This is a genomic window from Streptomyces sp. NPDC051322 (genome assembly GCF_040689485.1).
Classification (GTDB): domain Bacteria; phylum Actinomycetota; class Actinomycetes; order Streptomycetales; family Streptomycetaceae; genus Streptomyces.
Genome location: NZ_JBFBAK010000007.1, coordinates 292,793 through 315,072 on the forward strand (window position 1 = coordinate 292,793; position 22,280 = coordinate 315,072).

The following is a 22,280-nucleotide window of genomic DNA, read 5'->3' on the forward strand; positions in this document are numbered from 1 at the left end:
CCCCCCGAACGCTCCGTTCAGAGCCGCGGGTCGACCGGTTCCGACTCCAGGGCCAGCACCGCGAAGACGGCCTCATGGACCCGCCACAACGGTTCGCCGTCCGCCAGCCGGTCCAGCGCCTCCAGGCCGAGCGCGTACTCGCGCAGGGCGAGCGAGCGCTTGTGGCCGAGGAAACGCCCGCGCAGCCGGGCCAGGTTGTCGGGCCGGGTGTACTCGGGGCCGTAGATGATCCGCAGGTACTCCCGGCCGCGCACCTTGATGCCCGGCTGGACCAGCCGGCCCTTTCCGTCCCGGGCGAGGGCCTGCAGCGGCTTGACGACCATGCCTTCTCCGCCGCGTCCGGTCATCTCCAGCCACCAGTCGGTACCCGACCGCACGGACTCCGCGTCGCCGGTGTCGACGATCAGCCGCCGGGTGGTCTGCAGCAGACCGCTCTGGTCGTGCTCGACGAGACGGTCGAGCCAGCTCAGCTGCTCGTCGTGCGGTACGGCCGCGAGCGAGCGGCCCTGTACCGCCAGGAACTGGAACGGCGCGATCCGCACCCCCTTCAGGCCATCGGTGGTCCAGCAGTACCGGCGGTAGGCCTCGGTGAACGCGATGGCGTCCTCGGCCCGTTGGCGCTGCCTCGTGAGCAGCCCGGCCACCTCGACACCACGGGCGGCCGCCGCTTCGAGGGCCCCGGTGACAGCGGGGAACACGGCGCGCGATGCGGCGCCGACCGCGGCGTACTGCTTGCGCAGCAGACCGGTGGCCTTGAGGGACCAGGGCATCAACTCGGCGTCGAGCAGCACCCAGTCGGTGGCCAGCTCGTCCCAGAGGCCGGCCTCGGTGACGGCGGTGCGCAGCCTGCCCAGGATCTCCTCGGTGACCGAGGGGCCCGCGGCGGAACCGCTGACGGGCTCCGTGAAGAACGGGCGCCCGGTACGGGTGTGCAGCGACCCGGTGACCCCGCCGTCCGTACCGAACCGTTCGCGCGCCACATCGGCGTCCCGGCAGACCAGGGCCACCGCCCGCGAGCCCATGTGCTTTTCCTCGCACACGACCTTCGCCACCCCGTCCGACCGGTACTGGGCGAAGGCCTCAGCCGGATGTTCCAGGTAGCCCTCGGCGTGCGAGGTCCCGGTGGGCGACATGGTCGGCGGGAGGTAGGCGAGCAGCCGCGGGTCGACGGCGAAACGGCTCATGACCTCCAGCGCGGCCGCCGCGTTCTCCTCGCGGACCGCGATCCGGCCGGAGTGCCGGGTTTCCACCGCCCGGCGGCCCTGCACATCCGCGAGGTCCAGCGGACGCCCGTCATGGCCGCCGGGCGCCTCGGTGGTCAGCGGCCTGGCCGGCTCGTACCAGACCTGCTCGGCCGGTACGTCGACGAGCTCGCGCTCGGGCCAGCGCAGGGCCGTCATCCGACCGCCGAAGACCGCGCCGGTGTCCAGGCAGATGGTGTTGTTGATCCAGCTCGTGCTGGGCACCGGCGTGTGACCGTAGACGACGGCGGCGCTGCCGCGGTAGTCCTCGGCCCACGGGTAGCGCACGGGCAGGCCGAACTCGTCGGTCTCGCCGGTCGTCTCCCCGTACAGCGCGTGCGAGCGTACCCGGCCCGAGGTGCGGCCGTGGTACTTCTCCGGCAGGCCGGCGTGGCAGACCACCAGCTTGCCACCGTCCAGGACGTAGTGGCTGACGAGCCCGTCGATGAACTCCCGCACCTGCTCGCGGAAGGTGTCGTCCTCCTTCTCCAGCTGTTCGATGGTCTCGGCGAGGCCGTGGCTGCGCTGAACCTTGCGTCCCTTGAGGTAACGGCCGAGCTTGTTCTCGTGGTTCCCGGGCACGCAGAGCGCGTTGCCCTCGGCCACCATCGACATGACCCGGCGCAGCACGCCGGGACTGTCCGGGCCGCGGTCGACGAGGTCGCCGACGAAGACGGCGGTGCGTCCCTCGGGGTGGGCACCGTCCACGTAGCCGAGTTCGGTGAGCAGGGTGTCGAGTTCGGAGCGGCAACCGTGGATGTCGCCGATGATGTCGAACGGACCGGTGAGGTGGGTGAGGTCGTTGTAGCGCTTCTCCAGGACGACTTCCGCGGCTTCGGCCTCCGCCGCGCTGCGCAGGATGTGCACCTTCCGGAAGCCCTCACGTTCCAGACCGCGCAGCGAACGCCGGAGTTCGCGGCGGTGGCGCTGGATGACATGGCGGGGCATCCCGGCACGGTCGGGCCGCGCCGCGTTGCGCTCGGCGCAGACCTCCTCGGGCAGGTCCAGGACGATCGCGATGGGCAGCACGTCGTGTTCGCGGGCCAGCCGGACCAGCTGCTTACGGCTCTCCGCCTGCACGTTGGTCGCGTCGACCACGGTCAGCCGCCCGGCGGCCAGCCGTTTCCCGGCAATGTAGTGGAGCACGTCGAAGGCATCGCCGCTGGCGCTCTGGTCGTTCTCGTCGTCGGTGACCAGGCCGCGGCAGAAGTCCGAGGAGATGATCTCGGTTGGCTTGAAGTGCCGGTGCGCGAAGGTGGATTTGCCGGATCCGGTGGCGCCGACGAGGACCACCAGGGAGAGGTCCGTCACCGGCAGAGTGCGCGCGCCGGTCGTGGCGGATCCGCCGGGTGCGCCGGTCGGGTCCGGTGTCATCGGTGTGCCGTTCATGCCGCCTTCGCCTCCTTCGTGGTCGCGTCCTTGACGGTCGCGGCCTTGGCGACCCTGCGGAACACGGCCAGCTGGGTCGGCGGTCCGACCTCGGGGTCGTCCGGCCCCACCGGGACGAACTCCGTCTCGTAGCCGTGTCGCTCTGCGACCTTCCGCGCCCAGCCGCGGAACTCCTCGCGGGTCCACTCGAAACGGTGGTCACCGTGGCGTTTCTCCCCGGCCGGAAGGCTCTCCCAGCGGACGTTGTACTCCACATTGGGGGTGGTCACCAGGACGGTCTGCGGCCGGGCCGCACCGAACACCGCGTACTCCAGGGCGGGCAGCCGCTCCGGGTCGACATGCTCCACGACCTCGCTGAGCACCGCGGCGTCATAGCGCTTCAGTCGTTTGTCGGTGTACGCGAGAGAGCCCTGCATCAGCTTCACCCGCCCGGACTGGCGCTCACCCATCTGCTCGAGGCGCAGTCGGCGCGCTGCCACCGCGAGCGCGCGCATGGACACGTCCACGCCGACGATCTCGGTGAAGCGCACGTCCTTCAGCAGTTCGCGCACCAGCTGGCCCTGTCCGCACCCGAGGTCGAGCACCCGGCTCGCGCCGCTGTTACGCAGCTCCTCCAGAATCGCCTCGCGGCGCTGCACCGCCAGAGAGGCCGGCTTCTCCTCCTCGGCTTCCGACTCCGCCGTCGTCGCTGCGACCGCGTTGTCGATCTCCTCGATCTCGGTGTCGTCGGCCTCGGCGAGCCTGACCAGTTCCAGCGCCTCCATCGCCTGCCGGGTCAGTCCCCAGCGGCGTGACAGGTAACGGCTGGTGATCAGCTTCTGCTCCGGGTGGTCGGCCAGCCAGCCCTCCCCCGCGCGCAGCAGTTTGTCGACCTCGTCGGGCGCGACCCAGTAGTGCTTGGCGTCATCGAGCACCGGCAGCAGGACGTAGAGCTGCCGCAGCGCGTCGGCGAGCCGCAGCTCGCCCTCGAGCAGCAGCTTCACGTAACGCGATTCGCCCCACTCCGGGAACTTTTCGTCCAGCGCGACGGGTTCGGACTTCACCCGCTGCCAACCGAGCGGGCCGAACAGCTTGTGCACCAGTTCCGGTCCGCCGCGTGCGGACAGTGCGGGCACTTCGATCCGCAGCGGCATCGGAGCCGCCGCCCGCTCGGGCAGAGCCTTGCACACCCCGCGCAGGGCGCTCTTGAAAACGGTGGTCATGGCGACGGACAGCAACGAGGAGGCGGCGTACGGGCGGTCGTTGACGTACTGCGCCAGCGCCGAATCGGGAGCACCACCGCGGCCTTTGCCCTTGCCCCGTCGTACCAGCGCCACCGGGTCCACCTCCAGCAGTAGCGCCGCCGTGCAGCGCTCGGGGGTGGCCTCGGGATAGAGCACATGGGCCGTGCCGTGGGAGGTGGAGAACGTCTGCGCCTTGTCGGGATGCTTGTGCAGCAAGAAGCCGAGGTCCGTGGCGGGACGGTCGGGGGTGCCGGTGGTACTGATCGTCAGGAACACCCGTACGAGTATCGTCCGCTTCCCCCGTCCTGACCAGAGGGTTTCCTCTCTTCGCGGCGTTGTGGATGCCCCGTGCCGGGTAGTCCCGTCACCCCATCGCCATCAGCTCCGCAAGCTCGGCGATCTCCGCGAGGCCGACCCGGCAGCAGCCGCCCACCAGCCGGGCGCCGGCCGCCTCCCACTGCCGCACCCGTTCCGGAGCGAAGGTGGCCCCGCCGCGCCAGCTGCGGCTTCGGGCGTCCCACTGCTCGCCGCTGTTGGGATAGACCACCACCGGCTTCCCGGTGGCTGCGGCAAGCCCCACCGCCCGCTCCGTGTCCTCGGGCTCGCAGCAGTTCACCCCTACGGCGATCACCTGGTCATGATCCACGGCGAGCGCGAAGGCTTCGGCCAGCGGCTGCCCGGCCCGGGTCCGGTCTCCCGCAATGCTGTACGAGAGCCAGGCCGGGACCCCGCACCCCTCGGCCGCACGCAGCAGTGCCTCCGCCTCGTCGGTGTCGGGGACGGTCTCCAGGGCAAGCACATCGGGGACCGCTGCCGCCAGTGCCTCGATACGCGGCCGGTGGAAAAGCTCCAGCTCCCGCACCGAGAGCCCGTACCGCCCGCGGTATTCGCTGCCGTCCGCGAGCATCGCGCCGTACGGCCCGACGGAGGCGGCGATCCAGACCTCCCGGTCCACCGACCCGCCGGCCGCGCGGGCCAGCTCGACGCTACGGGCCATCAGGGCCGCTGCTGGGCCGCCGGGGATTCCGCGTCGCTCGAAACCTTCGAACGTCGCCTGATAGCTCGCCGTGATCAGCACCTGCGCACCCGCCCGGAGGTAGGCCCGGTGGGCCGCCGCGATCTGCTGCGGATCGTCGGCGAGCAACCGGGCCGACCAGAGCGCGTCGGACAGATCGCAGCCCTGCGCGCTCAGCTGGTTGGACAGGCCCCCGTCCAGCAGGACGGTGCGCTCGGCGAGCGCGGCGGCGAGTGGACGGACGGGCTGCACAGGTGTTTCCTCCGCCTCCTTCGGCCGTCTACTTCAGCTGGGAAAGGACCTGCGAGGAGATCAGCTCCAGATGGTCGAGGTCATCGAGATCGAGGACCTGGAGGTAGATCCGGGATGCCCCGATGGCCCCGTAACGGCCGATCTTGTCGACGACCTCGGCGGGTGAGCCCGCAAGGCCGTTCGCCTTGAGTTCGGCCGGTTCCCGTCCGATGACGCCCGCCCGACGCGCCACCTCCGCGTCGTCCTTGCCGACACAGACGACCAGGGCGTTGGAGTACACCAGATCGCTGGTCCGGCCGGCTGCCTCGGCCGCCAGCTTCACCCGTCCGAACTGTCGCTCGCTGTCCTCGATGGAGGCGAACGGGATGTTGAACTCATCGGCGTACTGCGCGGCCAGCCGAGGGGTACGGGTCGCGCCGTGTCCGCCGATCAGTACCGGCACCCTCGACTGCGCGGGCTTGGGCAGTGCCGGGGAATCGGCAAGCTGGTAGTAGGTGCCGTCATAGCTGAACGTCTCACCGATCTCGGTGCCCCACAGCCCGGTGATGATCGCCAGCTGCTCCTCGAGCCGGCCGAACTTCTCCTTCGGGAAGGGGATTCCGTACGCCCGGTGCTCGTCCTCGAACCAGCCGGCGCCCAGGCCCAGTTCGACCCGGCCACCCGACATCTGGTCCACCTGCGCCACCTGGATGGCCAGCACACCCGGCAGCCGGAAGGTGCCGGCGGTCATCAGGGTGCCGAGACGGATCCGCTTGGTCTCCCGAGCGAGTCCGGCCAGAGTGATCCAGGCATCGGTCGGGCCGGGGAGCCCGTCCCCCGGCCCCATGTGCAGATAGTGGTCGGAGCGGTAGAAGGCATCAAAGCCGAGGTCCTCGGTGGCCTTGGCGACGGTCAGCAGAGTGTCATAGCTCGCCCCTTGCTGGGGCTCAGTGAAGATTCGAAGATCCATGCATCCATCCTGCACCTTCACCTGCGACCCGACGGCCCTCGCATCGCCTGCCGCGTCCCGGCGTGGCCATCAGCGCCGCGTCAGCCCCGCGACCTCTCCTCGTCCCGTGCCTCCAGTCTGCGCAGCATTCCCCGCACTCTGTCGCCCGACTCGTCAGCTGCGTCCATGGCCTCGATGCACTGCCAGTAGACCCCCTCGTCGTCCGTGCCGCACGCGACGCCGACCAGGGCAATGCCCACTTCTCCCAGCAACACTCCGAGCTCGGTCAACACGGCGTGAACGTCGGCGACCTCGGTCAGCTGGGCGGCGCGTATCCGCCCGCCATGCGGCATCGGAAGTTCGAAGGCCCCGCAGCCCCTGCCCCCCGCCTCACCCAGCGCCCGGGCCTCCGCCCGCAGCTCCGGCGGACCTCTCAGCGCCAGATGCCCGCCCACGGCCTGAGCGAGCGCCTGAGCCTGCCAGGCCTCCACCATGGTGCCCAGCTCCGGCAGACTGCGCGCCAGCGCGTCCCGGCTGATCGCGACGAGCCGCACCCCGTCCATCCCTGCCCCCGTTCACAGGACTTTCCGTCTCTCTTTCCATTACCCAGAGTGAGGTCCGGAAGTCCCAAAAGCCAGGGGATTTCGCAAATCTGTGGACTCGAAGCCGGTTGTTGATAACTCACTCACTCCGGAGAGTGACAATCGTCGGCCCCTTTCACCGGAAAACGCTTCTCATTGCGGTCTATTTTGGACGAAAGCGCCCCAAGTACATCGATCTCCAGCACCTCGCAGAACTGCAGCAGATAGGCCAGCACATCAGCGACTTCGTCCCGCACCCGGTGTGCGGTTCCGGGATCGTCCATCACCCGCGCGGACTGCTCGGGGGTCAGCCACTGAAAGATCTCGAGCAGCTCCGCTGCCTCGACGCTCAGCGCCGCCACCAGATTCTTCGGCGTGTGGTACTGCTCCCAGTCCCGTGCCGCGGCGAACTCGGCCAGCCGACGCTGCAGTCGCGCCACATCCAGTTCTGTCACGCGCTCAGGTCTACCACCGTGGCGCCCGCCACCTCGCGGGCGGACGAGTTGTGCGCCGCCGTCCCCACCACGCGGATATGGCCCTGGCCGCAGATCGCCGCCGCCAGCGCCACCAGTTCCCGCGTCTGCCGTCCGTCCAGCGAGCGGTCGAAACCGTCGGCAAGGACCGTGAGTGACTGCATCGCCGGGGGCACCTCGCCGGCCGGATCCACCGCCAGCACGCCGGGCCCGGTGAGCAGCACCAGCGCCAGGGCCAGATAGCGCAGCTCACCCTCACCGAGTCGGCCGACCGGGGTCGCCGACCGGTCGCCGCGGCCGAGCACCGCCCGTACGGTCCCGTTCAGCAGTTCCTCGGCCTGCACCGCGTCCACCGGCCCCGAGCATCCAGCACGGGCGGCAGCGACCAACTGCTTGTGCCGGATGGCGCATTCGGACTGGGTCCGGTAGAGCACCTCGGCGAGGTTGTCACAGCCGCGCCGCAGCCGCCCCTCCCCTACCGTCGCCGGACGGCGCATCCGTTGCGGCTGCGGGTCACAGGCGAACACCGACCGCAACGCCACCACCACCTGCTCGGCGGCGGCCAGCACCTGCCGCTGACCCTCGGTCCGGCCCGCGACCCGCAGCGGGAGCAGTGCGGTACCGAGCCGGTCGTCGGGCAGCGGCGCGCGGGTGACCGGGACATTGCCCGCGGTGTGCCAGGCGGCCTGCACCGTCGGGCGCGCCGGATCACGCAGCGCCGTGGAAAGCAGCAGCTTGCCGCCCGCCGTCAGGCGTTCGCCGACGATGCGCAGTTCGGGCTCCGCCTGGACGGCGAGATCGAGTTCCACCGGACCTGCCGGGCCGTCGACGGTGCAGCCGATCCTGAATCCCCGGCGCCCCTGAGCGTCCGCGCCCGCCTGTTCCGGAATGCAGCCGGCCGGATCGTCGAAGACGTCACCGAGTTCGTCCCCCGCGCCGAGCCGCGCCAGCGCCTCGTACACCTCCAGGACACTCGACTTGCCGCTCCCGCTCGCTCCCGCGAAAAGGGTCAGTGGAGCGAGCGGGAAAGCGGCGCGCCGGTGCGACTTGAAGGCGGAGAGCCGCAGTTGGGTGACGGTCGGACGTGCTGGGGATGCATCCATGCTCCGGACCGTATGCGGGCACCGGAGTGACGAACCGTTCCGCCTTCCGACCTTCCTACGATCGGGGGACGGCCGCCGCCGCGATGCCCTCCACTTCGGTGCCCACCGGAGCCAGCAGAAAGACGTTCTTGTCCACTCGGTGCATCCCGCTGCCCAGGCCGAAGACCACGCCGCTGCTGAAGTCCAGGATGCGCTTGGCTACTTCGGTCTCCGCTCCGGTCAGGTCCAGCAGCACCGGGACCTGCGCGATGAGGTACTGCGCGACTTCACGGGCGTCCGCGAAGACCTGCACGCGCAGCACGACGAAGCGGCGCTGCTCGCTCTCCGCGTAGTCGTTGGGGATCGTCTCGTGGTCGACTCTCGACGGCCATTCATTGCGGCCACGCAACGGAACGACCTGGGCGAGCCCCTCCCACTGTTCGTCGGTGACGTCGTACCTGTCGTACCTGCTCACCGGACCACCTCGGTTGGGCTCTCTATCTGCATCAGCCAATTCTGACGCCACTCACCCGTTCAGCCCAACACCGACACGGTCGATACCTTGATCAGCTCTGTTACCGGGGATTCACCGGGCGCCCACGCGCGCCATCGCCTCCGCTACCGAGGTGAGAAATCGGGCATGAGCTCGATCGGTGCAGGGGGCTTCCGGGTTCCACGGCACCACTTCCGCACCGCTCTCGATGGCCCGCCAGCCCGGATTCGGGCCGAGCTCGGCGAGCGGTGTGGCATTGGACCGGACGTCGACGAGCACGACCTCGGGCCGCAGCGCCGCGGCCCGGTCCCAGCTGACGGTGGCCCAGTTCGCTCCGGCCCCCTCGGGGGGCTGCACCGTGTTGACGCCGCGCTCCGTGAGATCGGCCAACTGCGGCCAACCGCCGGGACGGGCGAGATGCACCTGGTCGGGCCCGGCGGGCGAAAGGGCCAGAACCGTCGGCCGTGCGGGAGCGGCAGCGCTCAGTTGCTGCTGCGCGCCGGCCAGCAGCCGGCCCGCCTCCGGATCCTCGTCATCCTCGTCGGCGCCGAGCGAGCGCGCCAGCGCGCCGAACCGTGCGTTGATTCCGCTCATGGTGCGCGACCGGCCGATATCGATGACCACCACGGGAACATGTTCCTCGAGGTGTTTGGCGGTGTCCGGATCCAGCCCGTAGACCTGTCCCCCGCCGTAACTCACGGCCACCACCAGTTCGGTCCCTCCGCGCAGCAGAGTCTCCAGGTCCAGATCACCGCCGGCCCCCAGGTAACCGGTTCGGTCCGGCCGCAGTGAGCCCGCCTTCGCCGGGTCGGGCAGCGCGCCGTCGTGCAGCGAGCCGAAGACCGCCACCGGCGCCCTGCCGAGCTCCCGGAGCGTCGCTCCGGCCTGTATGTAGGCGACCAGACGGGTGGGCGGCCGGCCCGCCGCCGACAACTGACCGCGGTCGTCGGTGAACTGCCAGGCGATCTCTTGCATGGCGTGATGCACCCCCTCCAGGTGTGCACCGTCCGTCGGTCCGCACGGTGCACAGCTGTACCTGCCCAGCTCCGTACGGGACCATTCGGGCGCTGCTGCCGTCCGGCCGCGAACCGGTGACCGGTACTCGGCACGGGATGAGTAGTCGTACTCACGCGCTCTCCGGCCGCCCGTAGCAGCCTGGAGGAAGTCGACGACCGTGGAACCACCGAACACAGCGACCGGTCACAGCGAGCGAACACAGCGGAGGAACGATGAGCGCCAGGAACGTCGTGCGGCAGGTCTGCCGGACCGTGGCGGGCGACTGGGTGTCCCGCGCCTACCTCGCGATCGCCGCCGGTCTGCTGATCTGGGTAGCGGTGGACACCGCATTCGTCCCGCACCAGGATGCCTCGTTCGCCGGGGTCTGGCCGATCATGTTCACCGCGCCGACCGGCCTGCTCTTCCTGATACCCGGGATCGAGGGCCCGGGCGTCTTCGTGCTGCTCACCCTCGCGGCGGTGGTCAACTCGACGGTCATCAGCCTGGTCGTCCGCAAGGCCGGCGGCCATCGGACCGGGCGGTCGGCAGGTCCGGTCCCGGCACGCTGAGAGGATTCAGGCGGTCCTTCCACGTGGTTCAGGGGGGTCGTGGGCGAGACTGGTGTCATGCAACGATTTTCGCTCGATGCCCTGGCCCGCCAGCAGATGGAACTGGCCGCTGCCGCCGGGGGCGGCCACACCGCGGACACCGTCTACGGCGGTCATGAGAAGGTGCTGCGCCAGACGGTGATCGGAATGACCAGAGGTTCCCGGCTCGCCGAGCACGAGAATCCCGGCGAGGCGACCGTGCAGGTCCTGCAGGGGCGGGTACGGCTGACGGCGGGCGAACTGTCGTGGGAGGGCCGGCAGGGAGACCTGATCATCGTGCCCGACAGCCGGCACGGCCTGGAGGCGCTGGAGGATTCCGCGGTTCTGCTGACGGTCGCCAAGCTGCTCTGACGCCGATCGGGACCGAGCCCGCCGGCTCAGACTGTGCGCCAGCGGGCGCTCGCCCAGGAGAACACGCCGAACGCCGCCAGCCCCAGTGCGATCAGCCCCAGCAGCCAGGGGCCAGCCGGTGTTTCGCAGAAGGAGCGCAGCGTATCGTCCATGCCCTTGGCCTTGCCCGGCTCCCGCTGCACCGCTGCGGCGATGGCGAAACCCCCTGCGGTGGCGAAGACAATGCCTCGGGCGGCGCCCCCGAAGACTCCCAAGCAGTCGACGGCCCGACGGGTGCTCGGGGACATCTCCGCCATTTTCAGACGCTTGCGATATTTGTGCATCAGGGCGCGCGCGGCAATCCACAGCCCGCCACCCACCACGGCGGCTCCGGCCGCCCCGACGATCCACTGACCGGCCGGCCAGCCCAGCACTTCAGCCGTCACATCATTGGAGCGGTGGTCGCTCGACCCGCTGCCGCTGTTCTTGTCCCCGGCCGCGTACGACAGCACGGAGTACGACACGAAAGCGTAGAAGACAGCGCGCCCGGCGGCCGTGGCACGCTTGCGCGCCTTGCCGCCGTCCTGTCCCGACTGCCCGAAGAACGCCTCGGAGAGCCGCCAGAGCGCCATGCCTGCCAGAGCCGCCCCGAGCATCCACAACAGGACGCTCCCGAACGGCCTGTGGGCTATCTCAGCGATCGCGCCACCGCGGTCCGCCTGTTGTCCTCCGCCGTCGGAGAGCGCGATACGCAGCGCCAGCACGCCGACCAGTACGTAGATCAGGCCGCGAGCGACGAAGCCGGCACGCGCCCCCGTTTCCACCACCGGACCGTTGGCCGTGCGTCTGGCCCGGCTCTTGCCGCTGAGTGCCACTGAACGGGTTGTCATAGCTCTTCGGTTGCCCTGTTCAGCCGCAGGAACACGTGATTCCCGGACAGGAACACCCTGTCGACACCCTGTCGCCCCATGCCGTTCAGCCGGGCCTCCGATCGATCACGACCGGCCGCCAGCTCCGCCCGTCCGGCTTGGCCGCGAGACCACCCACCGGGTCCGGCTCCTCCTGGCGGCGGCGTCCGCCGCCACGGGCGAAGAAGTCGGCCAGTGGCAGTGTGGCTGCGCCCCGGGTGACCGCGTCGGCGCCGAGCCGGCCCAGCTCGATGGTGACGCGCTCGGCCGGATGACGCATCGCGTACTGCGTCGCATAGCGGCGCACGGCCGGCAACAGCGCGGGCCCCAGCAGCAGCCCGGCCCAACCGCCGATCAGGATGCGTTCGGGGCGGAAGAGATTGACCAGATCGGCGATGCCGGCGCCGAGGTATTCGGCGGTCTCGTCGAGGAGCCGCGCGGCAGCATCGTCGGCGGGCGGCCCGCCTTCGGCAGGGACCGCGGCGGACAGCAGGGTGGCCAGCGCCGTCTCCTCGTCGGTCGATCCGGCGGGCGGCCTGCCGGTCTCCAGCCAGCGCTCGCGGATGGCCTCGGCGCCGACGTACGCCTCCAGACAGCCCGGCGATCCGCAGCGGCAGCGGCGTCCACCCACCCGCACGGTGGTGTGCCCCCATTCGAGGGCGCGGCTCTCGGCGCCTCCGTAGAGCATGCCGTCGACCACCACGCACGCGCTGACACCGGATCCGAACAACACGACCACGGCGTCGCTGACGCCGCGTCCGCCCCCGAACCACATTTCGGCCTGGCCCAGCGTCTTGGCGCCGTTGTCGATGAAGAACGGCACATCGGAAGGGAGTTCGGCGCAGTCCCGCAGCATGGCCTCCAGCGGTACGGCGTCCCAGCCGACCGTCTGGCCGTGCACCACGACACCGTCGGGGTCGCTCCGGTCGATGATCCCGGGCACCCCGACCCCCACGCCCACCAGCCGCTCCGTCTCGATGTCCGCCTCCCGCAGCACATCGGCGACGGCGTCCCTGATGTGGGCGACGATCCAGCCCACGTCGTAACCGTGGTGAATCAACGGCCGGTCGGTACGGGCGAGTTCGGTCAGGGCCAGATCGAAGAGCTCGACTCGCACCCGGGTTTCGCCGACGTCGATGCCGATGAGGTAGCCGCTGCCGGGCGCGACCCGGAGCAGGGTGCGCGGGCGTCCGCCTTCCGAATCAACGATTCCGGCTTCCTCGAGGAGGCCCTCGGTGGCGAGTTCCGCAACGACATTGCTGATGGATCCCGAGCTCAGCCCGGTGATGACGCCGAGCTCCTGCCGACTGAGCGGGCCCTCGAAATACAAACGTTGCAGAACCTCGGCGCGGTTGCCCCGCCGCAGGTCACGCACGGTTCGCCTGCTCTGTTCAGCCATGTGGCTCCTTCCTCGGTTGCAACATACCCTCGCCGAAGGCCTTGACGCGACCTTCCCTTACTACTTAACTCACGCTCTGTATTAAGCCATGAAGGCCGTTCGGGAACTGAACGCAGCCCTCCCCGGGAAGGGGCCAACGAACATGCGCAGAATCAGAGCCGCAGCAGCAGTGGTCGTCACCGTCTCCACCCTCGCCGGAGCCACCGCGTGCGGCGGAGGCAGCGAAGCCGGCGGTAGCAACGAGTCCCCGAAGACGCTCACGTACTGGGCGTCCAACCAGGGACCGAACATCCCGGCGGACAAGAAGATCCTCACCCCCGAGCTGCAGAAGTTCGAGAAGCGGACCGGTATCAAGGTCAAGCTGGAGGTGGTGCCGTGGGCCGACCTGCTCAAGCGCATTCTGGCGGCCACCACCTCCGGTGAGGGACCGGACGTGCTCAACATCGGCAATACCTGGTCGGCCTCGTTGCAGGCCACTGGCGCGCTGCTGCCCTGGGACAAGAAGAACTTCGACGCGATCGGCGGCCGTGACAGGTTCGTCGACGCCGCCGTGGCGTCCGCGGGCGCCGAAGGCAAGGACCCGTCCGCCGTCCCGCTCTACTCGCTGTCCTATGCGCTCTACTACAACAAGAAGATGTTCGCCGACGCGGGCATAGCGAAGCCCCCGGCCACCTGGGACGAGTTGGTCGCGGACGGCCGGAGGATCTCCAAGAACGGCACCAGCGGCAAGTGGGGTCTGGGCGCCGAGGGCGGCAACCTGTCCAACAACATCCACCAGGCCTTCGTGCTCGCCAAACAGCACGGTGCCGACTTCTTCGACGCCTCCGGCAAGCCGACCTTCACCTCCCCCGGGGCCGTCGCCGCGGTGAAGCAGTACGTCGACTTCATGGGTAAGGACAAGATCATCGCGCCCGGCAACGCCGAGTACGCCCAGAACCAGTCGCTCAGCGACTTCTCCAAGGGCAAGACCGCGATGGTGCTGTGGCAGGCCGCCGCTTCCACCTTCGCCTCGCAGGGCATGAAACCCGAGGACTGGGGGGCAGCACCCGTCCCGGTCCAGTCCGGCGCCCCCGGTGAGGACACGCAGGTCAACTCGATGGTGGCCGGCATCAACATGGCCGTCTTCAAGAACACCAAGAACACCAAGGGTGCGCTGAATTTCGTCAAGTTCATGACCAGCACCGACGAGCAGAAGATCCTCAACAAGGCCTACGGATCGGTTCCGCCGGTCACGGCCGCGCAGTCGGACCCGGCCTTCAACGCCCCCGGTGTGAAGGTCCTCAAGGACACCCTCACCGACAGCGCGGCGCCGCTGCCGCAGGTGCCGTCGGAGTCGCAGTTCGAGACGACCGTCGGCACCGCCGTCAAGGAGCTGTGGGCGGACGCCGCAGCCGGTAAGGCCATCACGACCGAGTCCGTCAAGGCCAAGCTCACCAAGGCCCAGCAGCAGATGACGCAGTGAGGCACTGACCCATGACGGCCACCGATACCACCTCACAGGTACCGCACCGGGCCGGCAGCGACGTTCTGAAGCCCGGGGGTAGGCGGGGGCGTCTGCCCCGCGTCCCGGACCGGATCCGCCGGGGCGGCCTGCCCTATCTGCTGCTGCTTCCCGCGCTCGTGCTGGAACTCCTCATCCACATCCTGCCGATGGCCATCGGCATCGTGATGAGCTTCCGCGGGCTCACCCAGTTCTTCATCCGCAACTGGAGCGATGCTCCGTGGACCGGGCTGCACAACTTCAAGGTCGCCATCGATTTCAACGCCCCGATCGGCAAGGCCCTGCTGCACTCCTTCTACGTCACTGTGGGGTTCACCCTGCTCTCCGTCGGCCTCTCCTGGCTGATCGGTACCGGCGCGGCGATCCTCATGCAGGAGGACTTCCGCGGCCGGGGCTTCCTGCGGACGGTCTTCCTCGTCCCGTACGCCCTGCCGGCCTATGCCGCCATCATCACCTGGGCGTTCATGTTCCAGCACGACAACGGCCTGGTGAACCACGTCCTGCACGACCAGCTGGGCATCACCGACAAACCGTCGTTCTGGCTGATCGGCGACAACAGCTTCTACGCACTGGTCATCGTCGCCATCTGGAAGTCCTGGCCCTTCGCCTTCCTGATGGTGATGGCCGCCCTGCAGAACATCCCGCGCGAGCTGTACGAGGCAGCGTCGATCGACGGCGCCGGACTGTGGCAGCAGCTGCGCAGGATCACCATGCCGTCGCTGCGCCCGGTCAATCAGGTCCTGGTCCTGGTCCTCTTCCTGTGGACCTTCAACGACTTCAACACGCCGTACGTGCTGTTCGGCAAGTCGGCGCCGGAGGCCGCGGACCTGATCTCCATCCACATCTACCAGTCCTCTTTCGACACCTGGAACTTCGGCAGCGGCTCCGCCATGTCCGTCCTCCTGCTGCTGTTCCTGCTCGTCGTGACGGCCGCCTACTTGATCTTCACCTCGCGCGGAAGGAAACCTTCCGATGTCTAGCCACGCCCACGTCCGCCGGTCGCCCACCGCGCCGCCGCAGTCCTTCCTCTGGACCCGGCGCATCGTGCTCGCGCTGATCACGCTCTTCACACTCGTTCCGGTCTACGTGATGCTCAGCAGCTCGCTGAAGCCGCTGTCCGACGTCTCGGGCAGGTTCAGCTGGATTCCGCACGGGTTCTCCATCCGCCCGTACATCGACATCTGGAGCACCATCCCGCTCGCCCGGTACTTCCTCAACTCGCTGATCGTGGCGGGGGCGGCGAGCATCTGCTCGGTGGTCGTGGCGATCTTCGCGGCATACGCGGTGAGCCGGTACCGTTTCCGCGGCAAGCGGGTCTTCACGGTCACTGTGCTCTCCACCCAGATGTTCCCCGGCATCCTCTTCCTGCTCCCGCTGTTCCTGATCTTCGTCAACATCGGTAATGCGACCGGCATCGACCTCTACGGCTCGCGCGGTGGCCTGATCCTCACCTACCTGACCTTCTCGCTCCCGTTCTCGATCTGGATGCTGATCGGCTACTTCGACTCGATTCCCAAGGATCTGGACGAGGCGGCGATGGTGGACGGCTGCGGGCCGATCGGTGCGCTGTTCAGAGTCGTCGTTCCGGCGGCAACCCCCGGCATCGTCGCCGTCACTCTGTACGCGTTCATGACCGCGTGGGGCGAAGTCCTCTTCGCCTCGGTCATGACCAACGACAACACCAGGACACTCGCCGTGGGACTCCAGGGCTACTCGACGCAGAACGACGTGTACTGGAACCAGATCATGGCCGCCTCCCTCGTCGTCAGCGTGCCGGTGGTCGCCGGCTTCCTGCTCCTCCAGCGGTACCTCGTCGCCGGGCTCACCGCAGGCGCCGTCAAGTGACCGTGGCGTCACCGGCGCCACACAGGGCGCCGCATCGAACAGCGCATCAGAAAGGCAGTCCGTCCGTGAACGACTTCCACTCCCTTCCCGCCGACTTCACCTGGGGCGTAGCCACCGCCGCTTACCAGATCGAGGGAGCCGTGGCCGAGGACGGCCGGTCGCCCTCCATCTGGGACACGTTCTCGCACACCCCCGGCAGGATCGACAACGACGACAACGGTGATGTGGCCTGCGACCACTACCACCGCCGGAGCGAGGACATCGAGCTGATGAAGCAGCTCGGGGTCGATGCCTACCGGTTCTCCGTCGCCTGGCCGCGCGTGGTGCCCGGCGGTGATGGACCGGTCAACGACAAGGGCCTCGCCTTCTACGACGAGTTGGTCGACGGCTTGCTCGAAGCGGGCATCACACCCTTCCCGACCCTCTACCACTGGGATCTGCCACAGGTTCTGCAGGACCGCGGCGGCTGGCCGGCCCGCGAGACCGCCGAGCACTTCGCCGCGTACGCGGCCGTGGTCGCCGAGCGGCTCGGCGACCGGGTGAAGGACTGGACGACGCTCAACGAGCCGCTCTGCTCGTCGTGGATCGGCCACCTCGAAGGCCGGATGGCGCCCGGCCTCACCGACATCACGGCGGCCGTCCGCACCTCCTACCACCTGCATCTGGGCCACGGTCTTGCCACTCAGGCGATACGCGCGGCGGTGCCCGGGGCCCGGGTCGGTATCGTCAACAACATCACCACCTGCGAGCCGGCCACCGAGCGTGCGGAGGACGTGGCCGCGGCGCTCCGCGCCGACGGGCACACCAACCGCTGGTGGCTCGACCCGATCCACGGCCGCGGCTACCCGCAGGACATGGTCGACCTCTACGGCGTCGACCTGCCGATCCGGTCCGGGGACCTGGACACCATCGCCGCTCCGCTCGACTGGCTCGGCGTGAACTACTACTTCCGCAATGTCGTCGCGGACGACCCGACGGGTCCGCTGCCGCAGGCCAAGCAGGTCTACCTGCCGGGAGCGCGGCACACGGCGATGGACTGGGAGGTCAACGCGGACGGCCTGGAGAACATCCTGCTGCGGCTCACCGAGGACTACCGCCCGGAAAGGATCTACGTCACGGAGAACGGCTCCGCCTACCCCGACGTGGTCCGCGCCGACCACTCGGTCGACGACCCGGAGCGCACCCAGTACCTCGATGAGCACCTGGCCGCCTGCGTCCGTGCGGTCCGCCGCGGTGTGCCGCTCGCCGGGTACTTCGCCTGGTCGCTGCTCGACAACTTCGAGTGGGCGTACGGGTACGAGAAGCGCTTCGGTCTGGTGCACGTCGATTACCCGACCCAGCGGCGCACCATCAAGACCAGCGGTCACCACTACGCGGACATCGTCCGCTCCGCACGCGGGCGCGGCCGCCGGGCGGCCTGAACCCGCCCGGATCGCCGCGCCGGGGACCCCGGGCAGACCGGTGACCGGTTTGCCCGGGGCGCCTCGCGGCCGGGCCCGCCCGTTCGGGGGCTCGGCGTTCCACGTCCGTGCGACAACGCCTCAGTCGGCGACCTCGATCACGATCTTGCCGCGGGTGTGCCCGCTCTCCACCGCACGCAGCGCTTCGCCCGCCCTGTCCAGCGGGAAGGTCCGGGTGACATACGTCCGCAGGGCGCCGCTGACCGCGAGCCGCGCCACCTCGTCGAGGACGGCGGCGTTGCGGGCCCGTTCGACGGCCGCGCCGCCGAGCTCCACCGCCAGCGGCTTCCCGCCGGCGCTGATCAGCCTCGTCCGGTCGGTGAGCAGTTCGGCCACCGCCCTGAGGGGCTCGCCGCCCACCAGGTCGAAGACCGCGTCGATGCCTTCGGGCGCGGCGGCCCGTACCCCCTGGACGACGTCGGGACCGGACGCGACATGCACCGCGCCGAGCGACTCGACGAAATCCCTCTTGTCGGCGCTCGCGGTGCCGATGACGCGTACGCCGAAATGCCGCGCGATCTGGGTGGCAGCCACTCCGACGCCACCACCGGCCCCATTGATCAGCAGCGTCGAACCGGGAGCCGGATCGAGCTGGCGCACACCGTCGTACGCGGTGGCTGCCGCAACCGGCAGAACGGCCGCGTCGGCGAACGACAGGGCGTCCGGCTTGTGCGCGGCGACCGCCACCGGCAGCAGGGTGTACTCGGCGTAACCACCGGTCAGCGGATTGCCGAAGACGGCCTGCCCGCGTTCGAACCCGGTGACACCCGGTCCGACCCGCTCGACGACCCCGGCGGCCTCGCTGCCGAACACGGCGGGAAACTCCGGCTCCGCGCTGCCCGGTCTGCGGTATCCCGAACGCAGCTTCCAGTCGACCGGGTTCACCCCTGCCGCCCGGACGGCGACGAGCAGTTCTCCGGGGCCGGGGACCGGCGCCTCCTGCTCGACGAAGGCCTCTGCCTCCGGTCCGCCGTTGCGGGTGAATACGTACGCCTTGGGCATGAGCTCTCTCACTCCGATCGGTGCGGTGACTGCCGATGTTCGCGCAGTCGCGGCACAAGGTCGAATACCGGGGCTCGGGACGGCCTTCCCCCGTGCGTTCCCGGCACCGGTCGGTCACCCTGGGAATGTGTCGCCTCCCCCTCTGATCACCGTCGGTCACGGCACCGCGGACCGCGAACAGCTGGCCGGCCTGCTGCGCGGCGCGCAGGTCGCCGCGGTGGTCGATGTGCGCACCGCACCGGGCAGCCGGCACAACCCCGACGTGGGCCGGGAACGACTCCGGGAATGGCTGCCCGAGTACGGGATCGACTACCGGTGGGAGAAGGACCTGGGCGGCTTCCGTAAGACCGCGCCCGACTCCCCCGACGTCGTATGGCGCAACGATTCCTTCCGGGGCTATGCCGGCCACACCCGTGACCCGCACTTCCTCGCCGCCATGGACCGGCTGCTGGCGGAGGCAGCCGACAGGAGGACCGCGGTGATGTGCGGGGAGACCGTCTGGTGGCGCTGCCACCGGCGGATCATTGCCGACTTCGCCGTCCTGGCCCGCGGCGTGCCGACCCTGCACCTGATGCACGACGGCAGGCTCACCCCGCACCGGCCGACGCCCGGCGCACGGCTGCGCGACGACGGCCTGCTCGTCTATGACGACGAAGCGGCTGCGGCGGCCGCCGCGTCCGGTGCGTAGGCCGACCGGTCGCGCGGCACCTCACACGTAGTCCTTACCGGTCTTCTTGCCTTCCTCTTCGACCTCGTCGGGCAGGTCTTCCGCGGCCTGCTCCCGTAGCGCGGTACCACTCGGAGACTCCGCTTCGATGAGCCGCCAGTGCGCCCGCCGCCGCTCGGCCTCCAGCTCCTCCGCGGCCTCCGCGGGTGCCTCGGAACCCGTCGGGCGGCGATCTCCGGCCTTGTCGTTCATGGCTGCCTCCTTCGTTCATGCCAGTGGCGCGGGTTTCCCGCTCCACCGCGCTTACACATCACCCCGTGAAACGGTTCCCCAGCGGCTTCCCGCCCGCGAACCGCCGTACCTGGTCGGCCACCAGACGCTCCGCACGCGGCCGGAAAGACGCCGAGCCCCCTGCCACGTGGGGGGTGATCAACACGCCGGGTGCGGTGCGCAGCGGGTGGTCGGCCGGGAGCGGTTCGGGATCGGTCACGTCGAGTGCGGCGCGCAGGCGGCCGGTGGCGACCTCGGGGAGCAGGGCCTCGGTGGCGAGTGTCCGGCCGCGGCCGACGTTGACCACGAGCGCGTCGTCCGGCAGCGCGGCGAGTTCGGCGGCGCCGAACATCCCCACGGTGAAGGCGTTTTCCGGCAGCGTCAGGACGACGATGTCCACGTCGGTCAGCAGCTCCGTCAGCTCGCTCACCGGCCGCACGTCCTCTGCCGGGCGGGCTCGCCGGGCGACCCGGACCACTTCGGCCTCGCAGGCCAGCAGCCGGCGCTCCACCGCCCGGCCGATCGAGCCGTAACCGACGACGGCGACGCGGCAGTCCGCGAGTGAACGCGTGAAGTGCGGGTCCCATCGCCCGGCAGCCTGGTCGGCGAGCCAGCGTGGCAGCTCGCGCTGGGCGGCGAGGATCAGGCCGAGGGCGTGTTCGGCCGTACTGGCGTCGTGCAGGGAGCGGCCGTTGTACACGGAGACACCCTCGGGTACCAGCGGCACCAGCTTCTCGACGCCCGCGCTCAGCGACTGCACGGCACGCAGGGCGGGCAGCCGCGGCAGCAGGACCTCGCAGCCGGGCACCGCGTACGGCATCACCCACAGGCCGACCCGGCGCAGGGCCTCGTCCGGCAGATCGTCCGCAGGGGTCAGCCCGTCCCAGACGTGCACGCGGACGCCGGCGGGCCAGGAGCCGTGCCGGTGATCCAGGTCCGGCCAGGGCAGCAGGACGTCAACGGCGGGCTCTGCGGCGGTGCTGGGGGTGGCGTCGGTCATGGCTGCTCACCTTCGTGCGGGGGCCTGGGGGGTGCGGGGCGGCGGTTCGCCGCCCCGGGCGTAGGACATTCGCGGGCGTCGCCTCGTCCGAAACCATTGACCGGGTCCGGCCCCGCCTCGTAACGTCCTTCCCGCCAAGTGAAACACTTTCCATCACACGGAAAAGAGAGGGTGTGGCGATGACGACGATGTCACCCACCCAGCCCGGAAGCGGCTTCTGGTCCTCGTCCCGGGCCCGCCATCTGATGCCGGTCGCGTTCGTGACGTACTCGCTGGCCTACCTGGACAAATCGAACTACTCGATCGCCTCCGCCGGTGGCATGGCCGACACCTTGCACCTGTCGGCCGGGCTCGACTCGCTCATCGCCGCGTCGTTCTTCCTCGGCTACTTCCTTTTCCAGATTCCCGGCACCATCTACGCCGAGCAGCGCAGCGCCCGGCGTCTGGTCGCTTGCTGCACCGTCGTGTGGGGTTTGCTCGCCCTCCTGCAGGGCTTGCTGAGCAGCCCCGGCCAGCTGATCGCGGTGCGCTTCGCGCTCGGCATGGTGGAGGGAGCCGTGCTGCCATCGATGGTGATGCTGCTCGGCCGCTGGTTCAGCAAGCGTGAGCGGGGCCGGGCGAACACCCTGCTCATCCTCGGCAACCCGATCACCGTCATGTGGTTGTCAGCCTTTTCCGGCTGGCTGATCTCGGTGTCCGACTGGCGGCTGATGTTCGTCCTGGAAGGCGTGCCCTCCGTCATCTGGGGCCTGCTCTGTCTGCGGCTGATCAAGGACCGGCCTGCGGACGCCCAGTGGCTGGCCCCGGAAGAGCGCACCACGCTGGAGACCGCGCTCGCGGCCGAACAGCGCCCGTCCGACCAGCGCCCGTCCGGGGCTGCGCCGCGAACGGCCGCAACCACAGCGGACGAGTACCGCAAGGTGCTGCGCGCACGTCCGGTACTGGTACTGGCCGCGCAGTACTTCTTCTGGTCCTTCGGCATGTACGGCTTCATCTTCTGGCTGCCGGCCATCGTGAAGGACGGCTCCGGTGCGGGCATCGGCGCCACCGGCCTGCTGACCGCCGTGCCCTACGCGTTCGCCGCCGTGGCCATGCTGCTCAACTCCCGCCTCTCCGACCGCAGCGGCCGCCGCCGCATCGCCGTCTGGCCGTGGCTCGCCGCGGGTGCGGTGGCGCTGGGGTGCAGTTACGCGGCGGGCTCGAACTTCCCGCTCGCTTTCACGCTCCTGATCGTCGCCGGGCTCTGCATGTACGCGCCGTACGGTCCGTATTTCGCGCTGGTCTCCGAGCTGGCTCCGGCCGGGGTCTCCGGCGCGGCGGTCGCCCTGGTCAACTCGCTCGGTGCGCTCGGCTCGTTCGCCGGCACCTACCTGGTGGGCTGGGTCCGCGGCACCTCACTCGGCGATGCGGGGGCATTCGCCTTCATGGCCGTGTGCACCCTGGTCTCCGCCGCGCTCATGCTCACCGTGCGCGAACCGCGCCTGCCGGACGCCGACGCCCTCGCTGCCGCTAAGGTGGGGCGATTCACGTCGAATCGGGCCCCGGCCGGCGGCGCCCATGGCTGACCGTGCCCCGCGGCGCGACGGAGTGGACCGCGACAGGTCGGATCGTGAGCAC

The 22,280-nt window shown here is 69.7% G+C and carries 22 protein-coding genes; 8 read left to right on the forward strand and 14 right to left on the reverse strand.

Annotated elements, in window-relative coordinates:
- Nucleotides 1-17: 17 nt before the first annotated feature.
- From AB0436_RS18700 to AB0436_RS18740, 9 genes are all read right to left on the reverse strand, one after another.
- Complete coding sequence (locus AB0436_RS18700) at nucleotides 18-2,615, reverse strand: polynucleotide kinase-phosphatase (RefSeq protein WP_366469116.1); 2,598 nt, start codon at nucleotides 2,613-2,615, stop codon at nucleotides 18-20.
- A gap of 11 nt (nucleotides 2,616-2,626) precedes the next feature.
- Nucleotides 2,627-4,129 (reverse strand): 3' terminal RNA ribose 2'-O-methyltransferase Hen1, encoded by a 1,503-nt coding sequence (locus tag AB0436_RS18705; protein ID WP_366468987.1) that lies wholly within the window; start codon nucleotides 4,127-4,129, stop codon nucleotides 2,627-2,629.
- A gap of 88 nt (nucleotides 4,130-4,217) precedes the next feature.
- Nucleotides 4,218-5,120 (reverse strand): homocysteine S-methyltransferase, encoded by a 903-nt coding sequence (mmuM, locus tag AB0436_RS18710; protein WP_366468988.1) that lies wholly within the window; start codon nucleotides 5,118-5,120, stop codon nucleotides 4,218-4,220.
- Between the two features lie 28 nt (nucleotides 5,121-5,148).
- Nucleotides 5,149-6,069, reverse strand: coding sequence for an LLM class F420-dependent oxidoreductase (locus AB0436_RS18715; RefSeq protein WP_366468989.1), 921 nt, complete (start codon nucleotides 6,067-6,069; stop codon nucleotides 5,149-5,151).
- 80 nt (nucleotides 6,070-6,149) lie between these two features.
- Nucleotides 6,150-6,611: a DUF6099 family protein gene (locus AB0436_RS18720; RefSeq protein WP_366468990.1), complete on the reverse strand. Its 462-nt coding sequence runs from the start codon at nucleotides 6,609-6,611 to the stop codon at nucleotides 6,150-6,152.
- 122 nt (nucleotides 6,612-6,733) lie between these two features.
- A complete protein-coding gene (locus AB0436_RS18725) occupies nucleotides 6,734-7,084 on the reverse strand; it encodes a nucleotide pyrophosphohydrolase (RefSeq protein WP_366468991.1) in 351 nt (116 codons plus the stop codon).
- On the reverse strand, nucleotides 7,081-8,205 hold the full coding sequence (locus tag AB0436_RS18730) for an ATP-binding protein (protein ID WP_366468992.1): 1,125 nt from the start codon (nucleotides 8,203-8,205) through the stop codon (nucleotides 7,081-7,083). The genes AB0436_RS18725 and AB0436_RS18730 overlap by 4 nt, the downstream gene beginning before the upstream one ends.
- A 55-nt stretch (nucleotides 8,206-8,260) precedes the next feature.
- Entirely contained in the window at nucleotides 8,261-8,659 is a 399-nt protein-coding gene (locus tag AB0436_RS18735; RefSeq protein WP_365851281.1) for a cell division protein SepF, read from the reverse strand.
- 111 nt (nucleotides 8,660-8,770) lie between these two features.
- The gene (locus AB0436_RS18740) at nucleotides 8,771-9,652 is read right to left on the reverse strand and encodes an ABC transporter substrate-binding protein (protein WP_366468993.1); all 882 of its coding nucleotides are present in this window, start codon (nucleotides 9,650-9,652) and stop codon (nucleotides 8,771-8,773) included.
- A gap of 254 nt (nucleotides 9,653-9,906) precedes the next feature.
- Between AB0436_RS18740 and AB0436_RS18745 the strand changes: the two genes are divergently transcribed.
- A complete protein-coding gene (locus AB0436_RS18745) occupies nucleotides 9,907-10,242 on the forward strand; it encodes a hypothetical protein (protein ID WP_366468994.1) in 336 nt (111 codons plus the stop codon).
- Between the two features lie 57 nt (nucleotides 10,243-10,299).
- Nucleotides 10,300-10,632, forward strand: a complete 333-nt coding sequence (locus AB0436_RS18750) for a cupin domain-containing protein (RefSeq protein ID WP_365851283.1) — start codon at nucleotides 10,300-10,302, stop codon at nucleotides 10,630-10,632.
- A gap of 26 nt (nucleotides 10,633-10,658) precedes the next feature.
- On the opposite strand, the gene AB0436_RS18755 is transcribed toward AB0436_RS18750, so the two are convergent.
- Both AB0436_RS18755 and AB0436_RS18760 read right to left on the reverse strand, forming a co-directional pair.
- The gene (locus tag AB0436_RS18755; RefSeq protein ID WP_366468995.1) at nucleotides 10,659-11,501 is read right to left on the reverse strand and encodes a DUF1206 domain-containing protein; all 843 of its coding nucleotides are present in this window, start codon (nucleotides 11,499-11,501) and stop codon (nucleotides 10,659-10,661) included.
- Between the two features lie 85 nt (nucleotides 11,502-11,586).
- Entirely contained in the window at nucleotides 11,587-12,918 is a 1,332-nt protein-coding gene (locus AB0436_RS18760) for an ROK family transcriptional regulator (protein ID WP_366468996.1), read from the reverse strand.
- A 142-nt stretch (nucleotides 12,919-13,060) separates the two neighbouring features.
- Between AB0436_RS18760 and AB0436_RS18765 the strand changes: the two genes are divergently transcribed.
- The 4 genes from AB0436_RS18765 (at nucleotide 13,061) to AB0436_RS18780 (ending at nucleotide 17,685) form a co-directional block, all read left to right on the forward strand.
- Complete coding sequence (locus AB0436_RS18765) at nucleotides 13,061-14,380, forward strand: sugar ABC transporter substrate-binding protein (protein WP_366468997.1); 1,320 nt, start codon at nucleotides 13,061-13,063, stop codon at nucleotides 14,378-14,380.
- Between the two features lie 11 nt (nucleotides 14,381-14,391).
- Complete coding sequence (locus AB0436_RS18770) at nucleotides 14,392-15,399, forward strand: sugar ABC transporter permease (protein ID WP_366468998.1); 1,008 nt, start codon at nucleotides 14,392-14,394, stop codon at nucleotides 15,397-15,399.
- Nucleotides 15,392-16,264 (forward strand): carbohydrate ABC transporter permease, encoded by an 873-nt coding sequence (locus AB0436_RS18775; RefSeq protein ID WP_366468999.1) that lies wholly within the window; start codon nucleotides 15,392-15,394, stop codon nucleotides 16,262-16,264. Before AB0436_RS18770 ends, AB0436_RS18775 begins: the two co-directional genes overlap by 8 nt.
- 65 nt (nucleotides 16,265-16,329) lie before the next feature.
- Nucleotides 16,330-17,685 carry a GH1 family beta-glucosidase gene (locus AB0436_RS18780; RefSeq protein WP_366469000.1) on the forward strand — a complete coding sequence of 452 codons (1,356 nt, stop codon included), beginning with the start codon at nucleotides 16,330-16,332 and terminating at the stop codon, nucleotides 17,683-17,685.
- A 120-nt stretch (nucleotides 17,686-17,805) separates the two neighbouring features.
- Here the strand turns inward: AB0436_RS18780 and AB0436_RS18785 are convergent, their stop codons facing one another.
- A complete protein-coding gene (locus AB0436_RS18785) occupies nucleotides 17,806-18,726 on the reverse strand; it encodes an NADP-dependent oxidoreductase (RefSeq protein WP_366469002.1) in 921 nt (306 codons plus the stop codon).
- A 127-nt stretch (nucleotides 18,727-18,853) separates the two neighbouring features.
- Between AB0436_RS18785 and AB0436_RS18790 the strand changes: the two genes are divergently transcribed.
- The gene (locus AB0436_RS18790; RefSeq protein ID WP_366469003.1) at nucleotides 18,854-19,414 is read left to right on the forward strand and encodes a DUF488 domain-containing protein; all 561 of its coding nucleotides are present in this window, start codon (nucleotides 18,854-18,856) and stop codon (nucleotides 19,412-19,414) included.
- A 21-nt stretch (nucleotides 19,415-19,435) separates the two neighbouring features.
- Here the strand turns inward: AB0436_RS18790 and AB0436_RS18795 are convergent, their stop codons facing one another.
- Nucleotides 19,436-19,645, reverse strand: coding sequence for a hypothetical protein (locus AB0436_RS18795; RefSeq protein ID WP_366469004.1), 210 nt, complete (start codon nucleotides 19,643-19,645; stop codon nucleotides 19,436-19,438).
- A gap of 58 nt (nucleotides 19,646-19,703) precedes the next feature.
- Complete coding sequence (locus AB0436_RS18800; RefSeq protein WP_366469005.1) at nucleotides 19,704-20,663, reverse strand: 2-hydroxyacid dehydrogenase; 960 nt, start codon at nucleotides 20,661-20,663, stop codon at nucleotides 19,704-19,706.
- A gap of 179 nt (nucleotides 20,664-20,842) precedes the next feature.
- Between AB0436_RS18800 and AB0436_RS18805 the strand changes: the two genes are divergently transcribed.
- Nucleotides 20,843-22,228 carry an MFS transporter gene (locus AB0436_RS18805; RefSeq protein ID WP_366469006.1) on the forward strand — a complete coding sequence of 462 codons (1,386 nt, stop codon included), beginning with the start codon at nucleotides 20,843-20,845 and terminating at the stop codon, nucleotides 22,226-22,228.
- Nucleotides 22,229-22,280 lie beyond the last annotated feature (52 nt).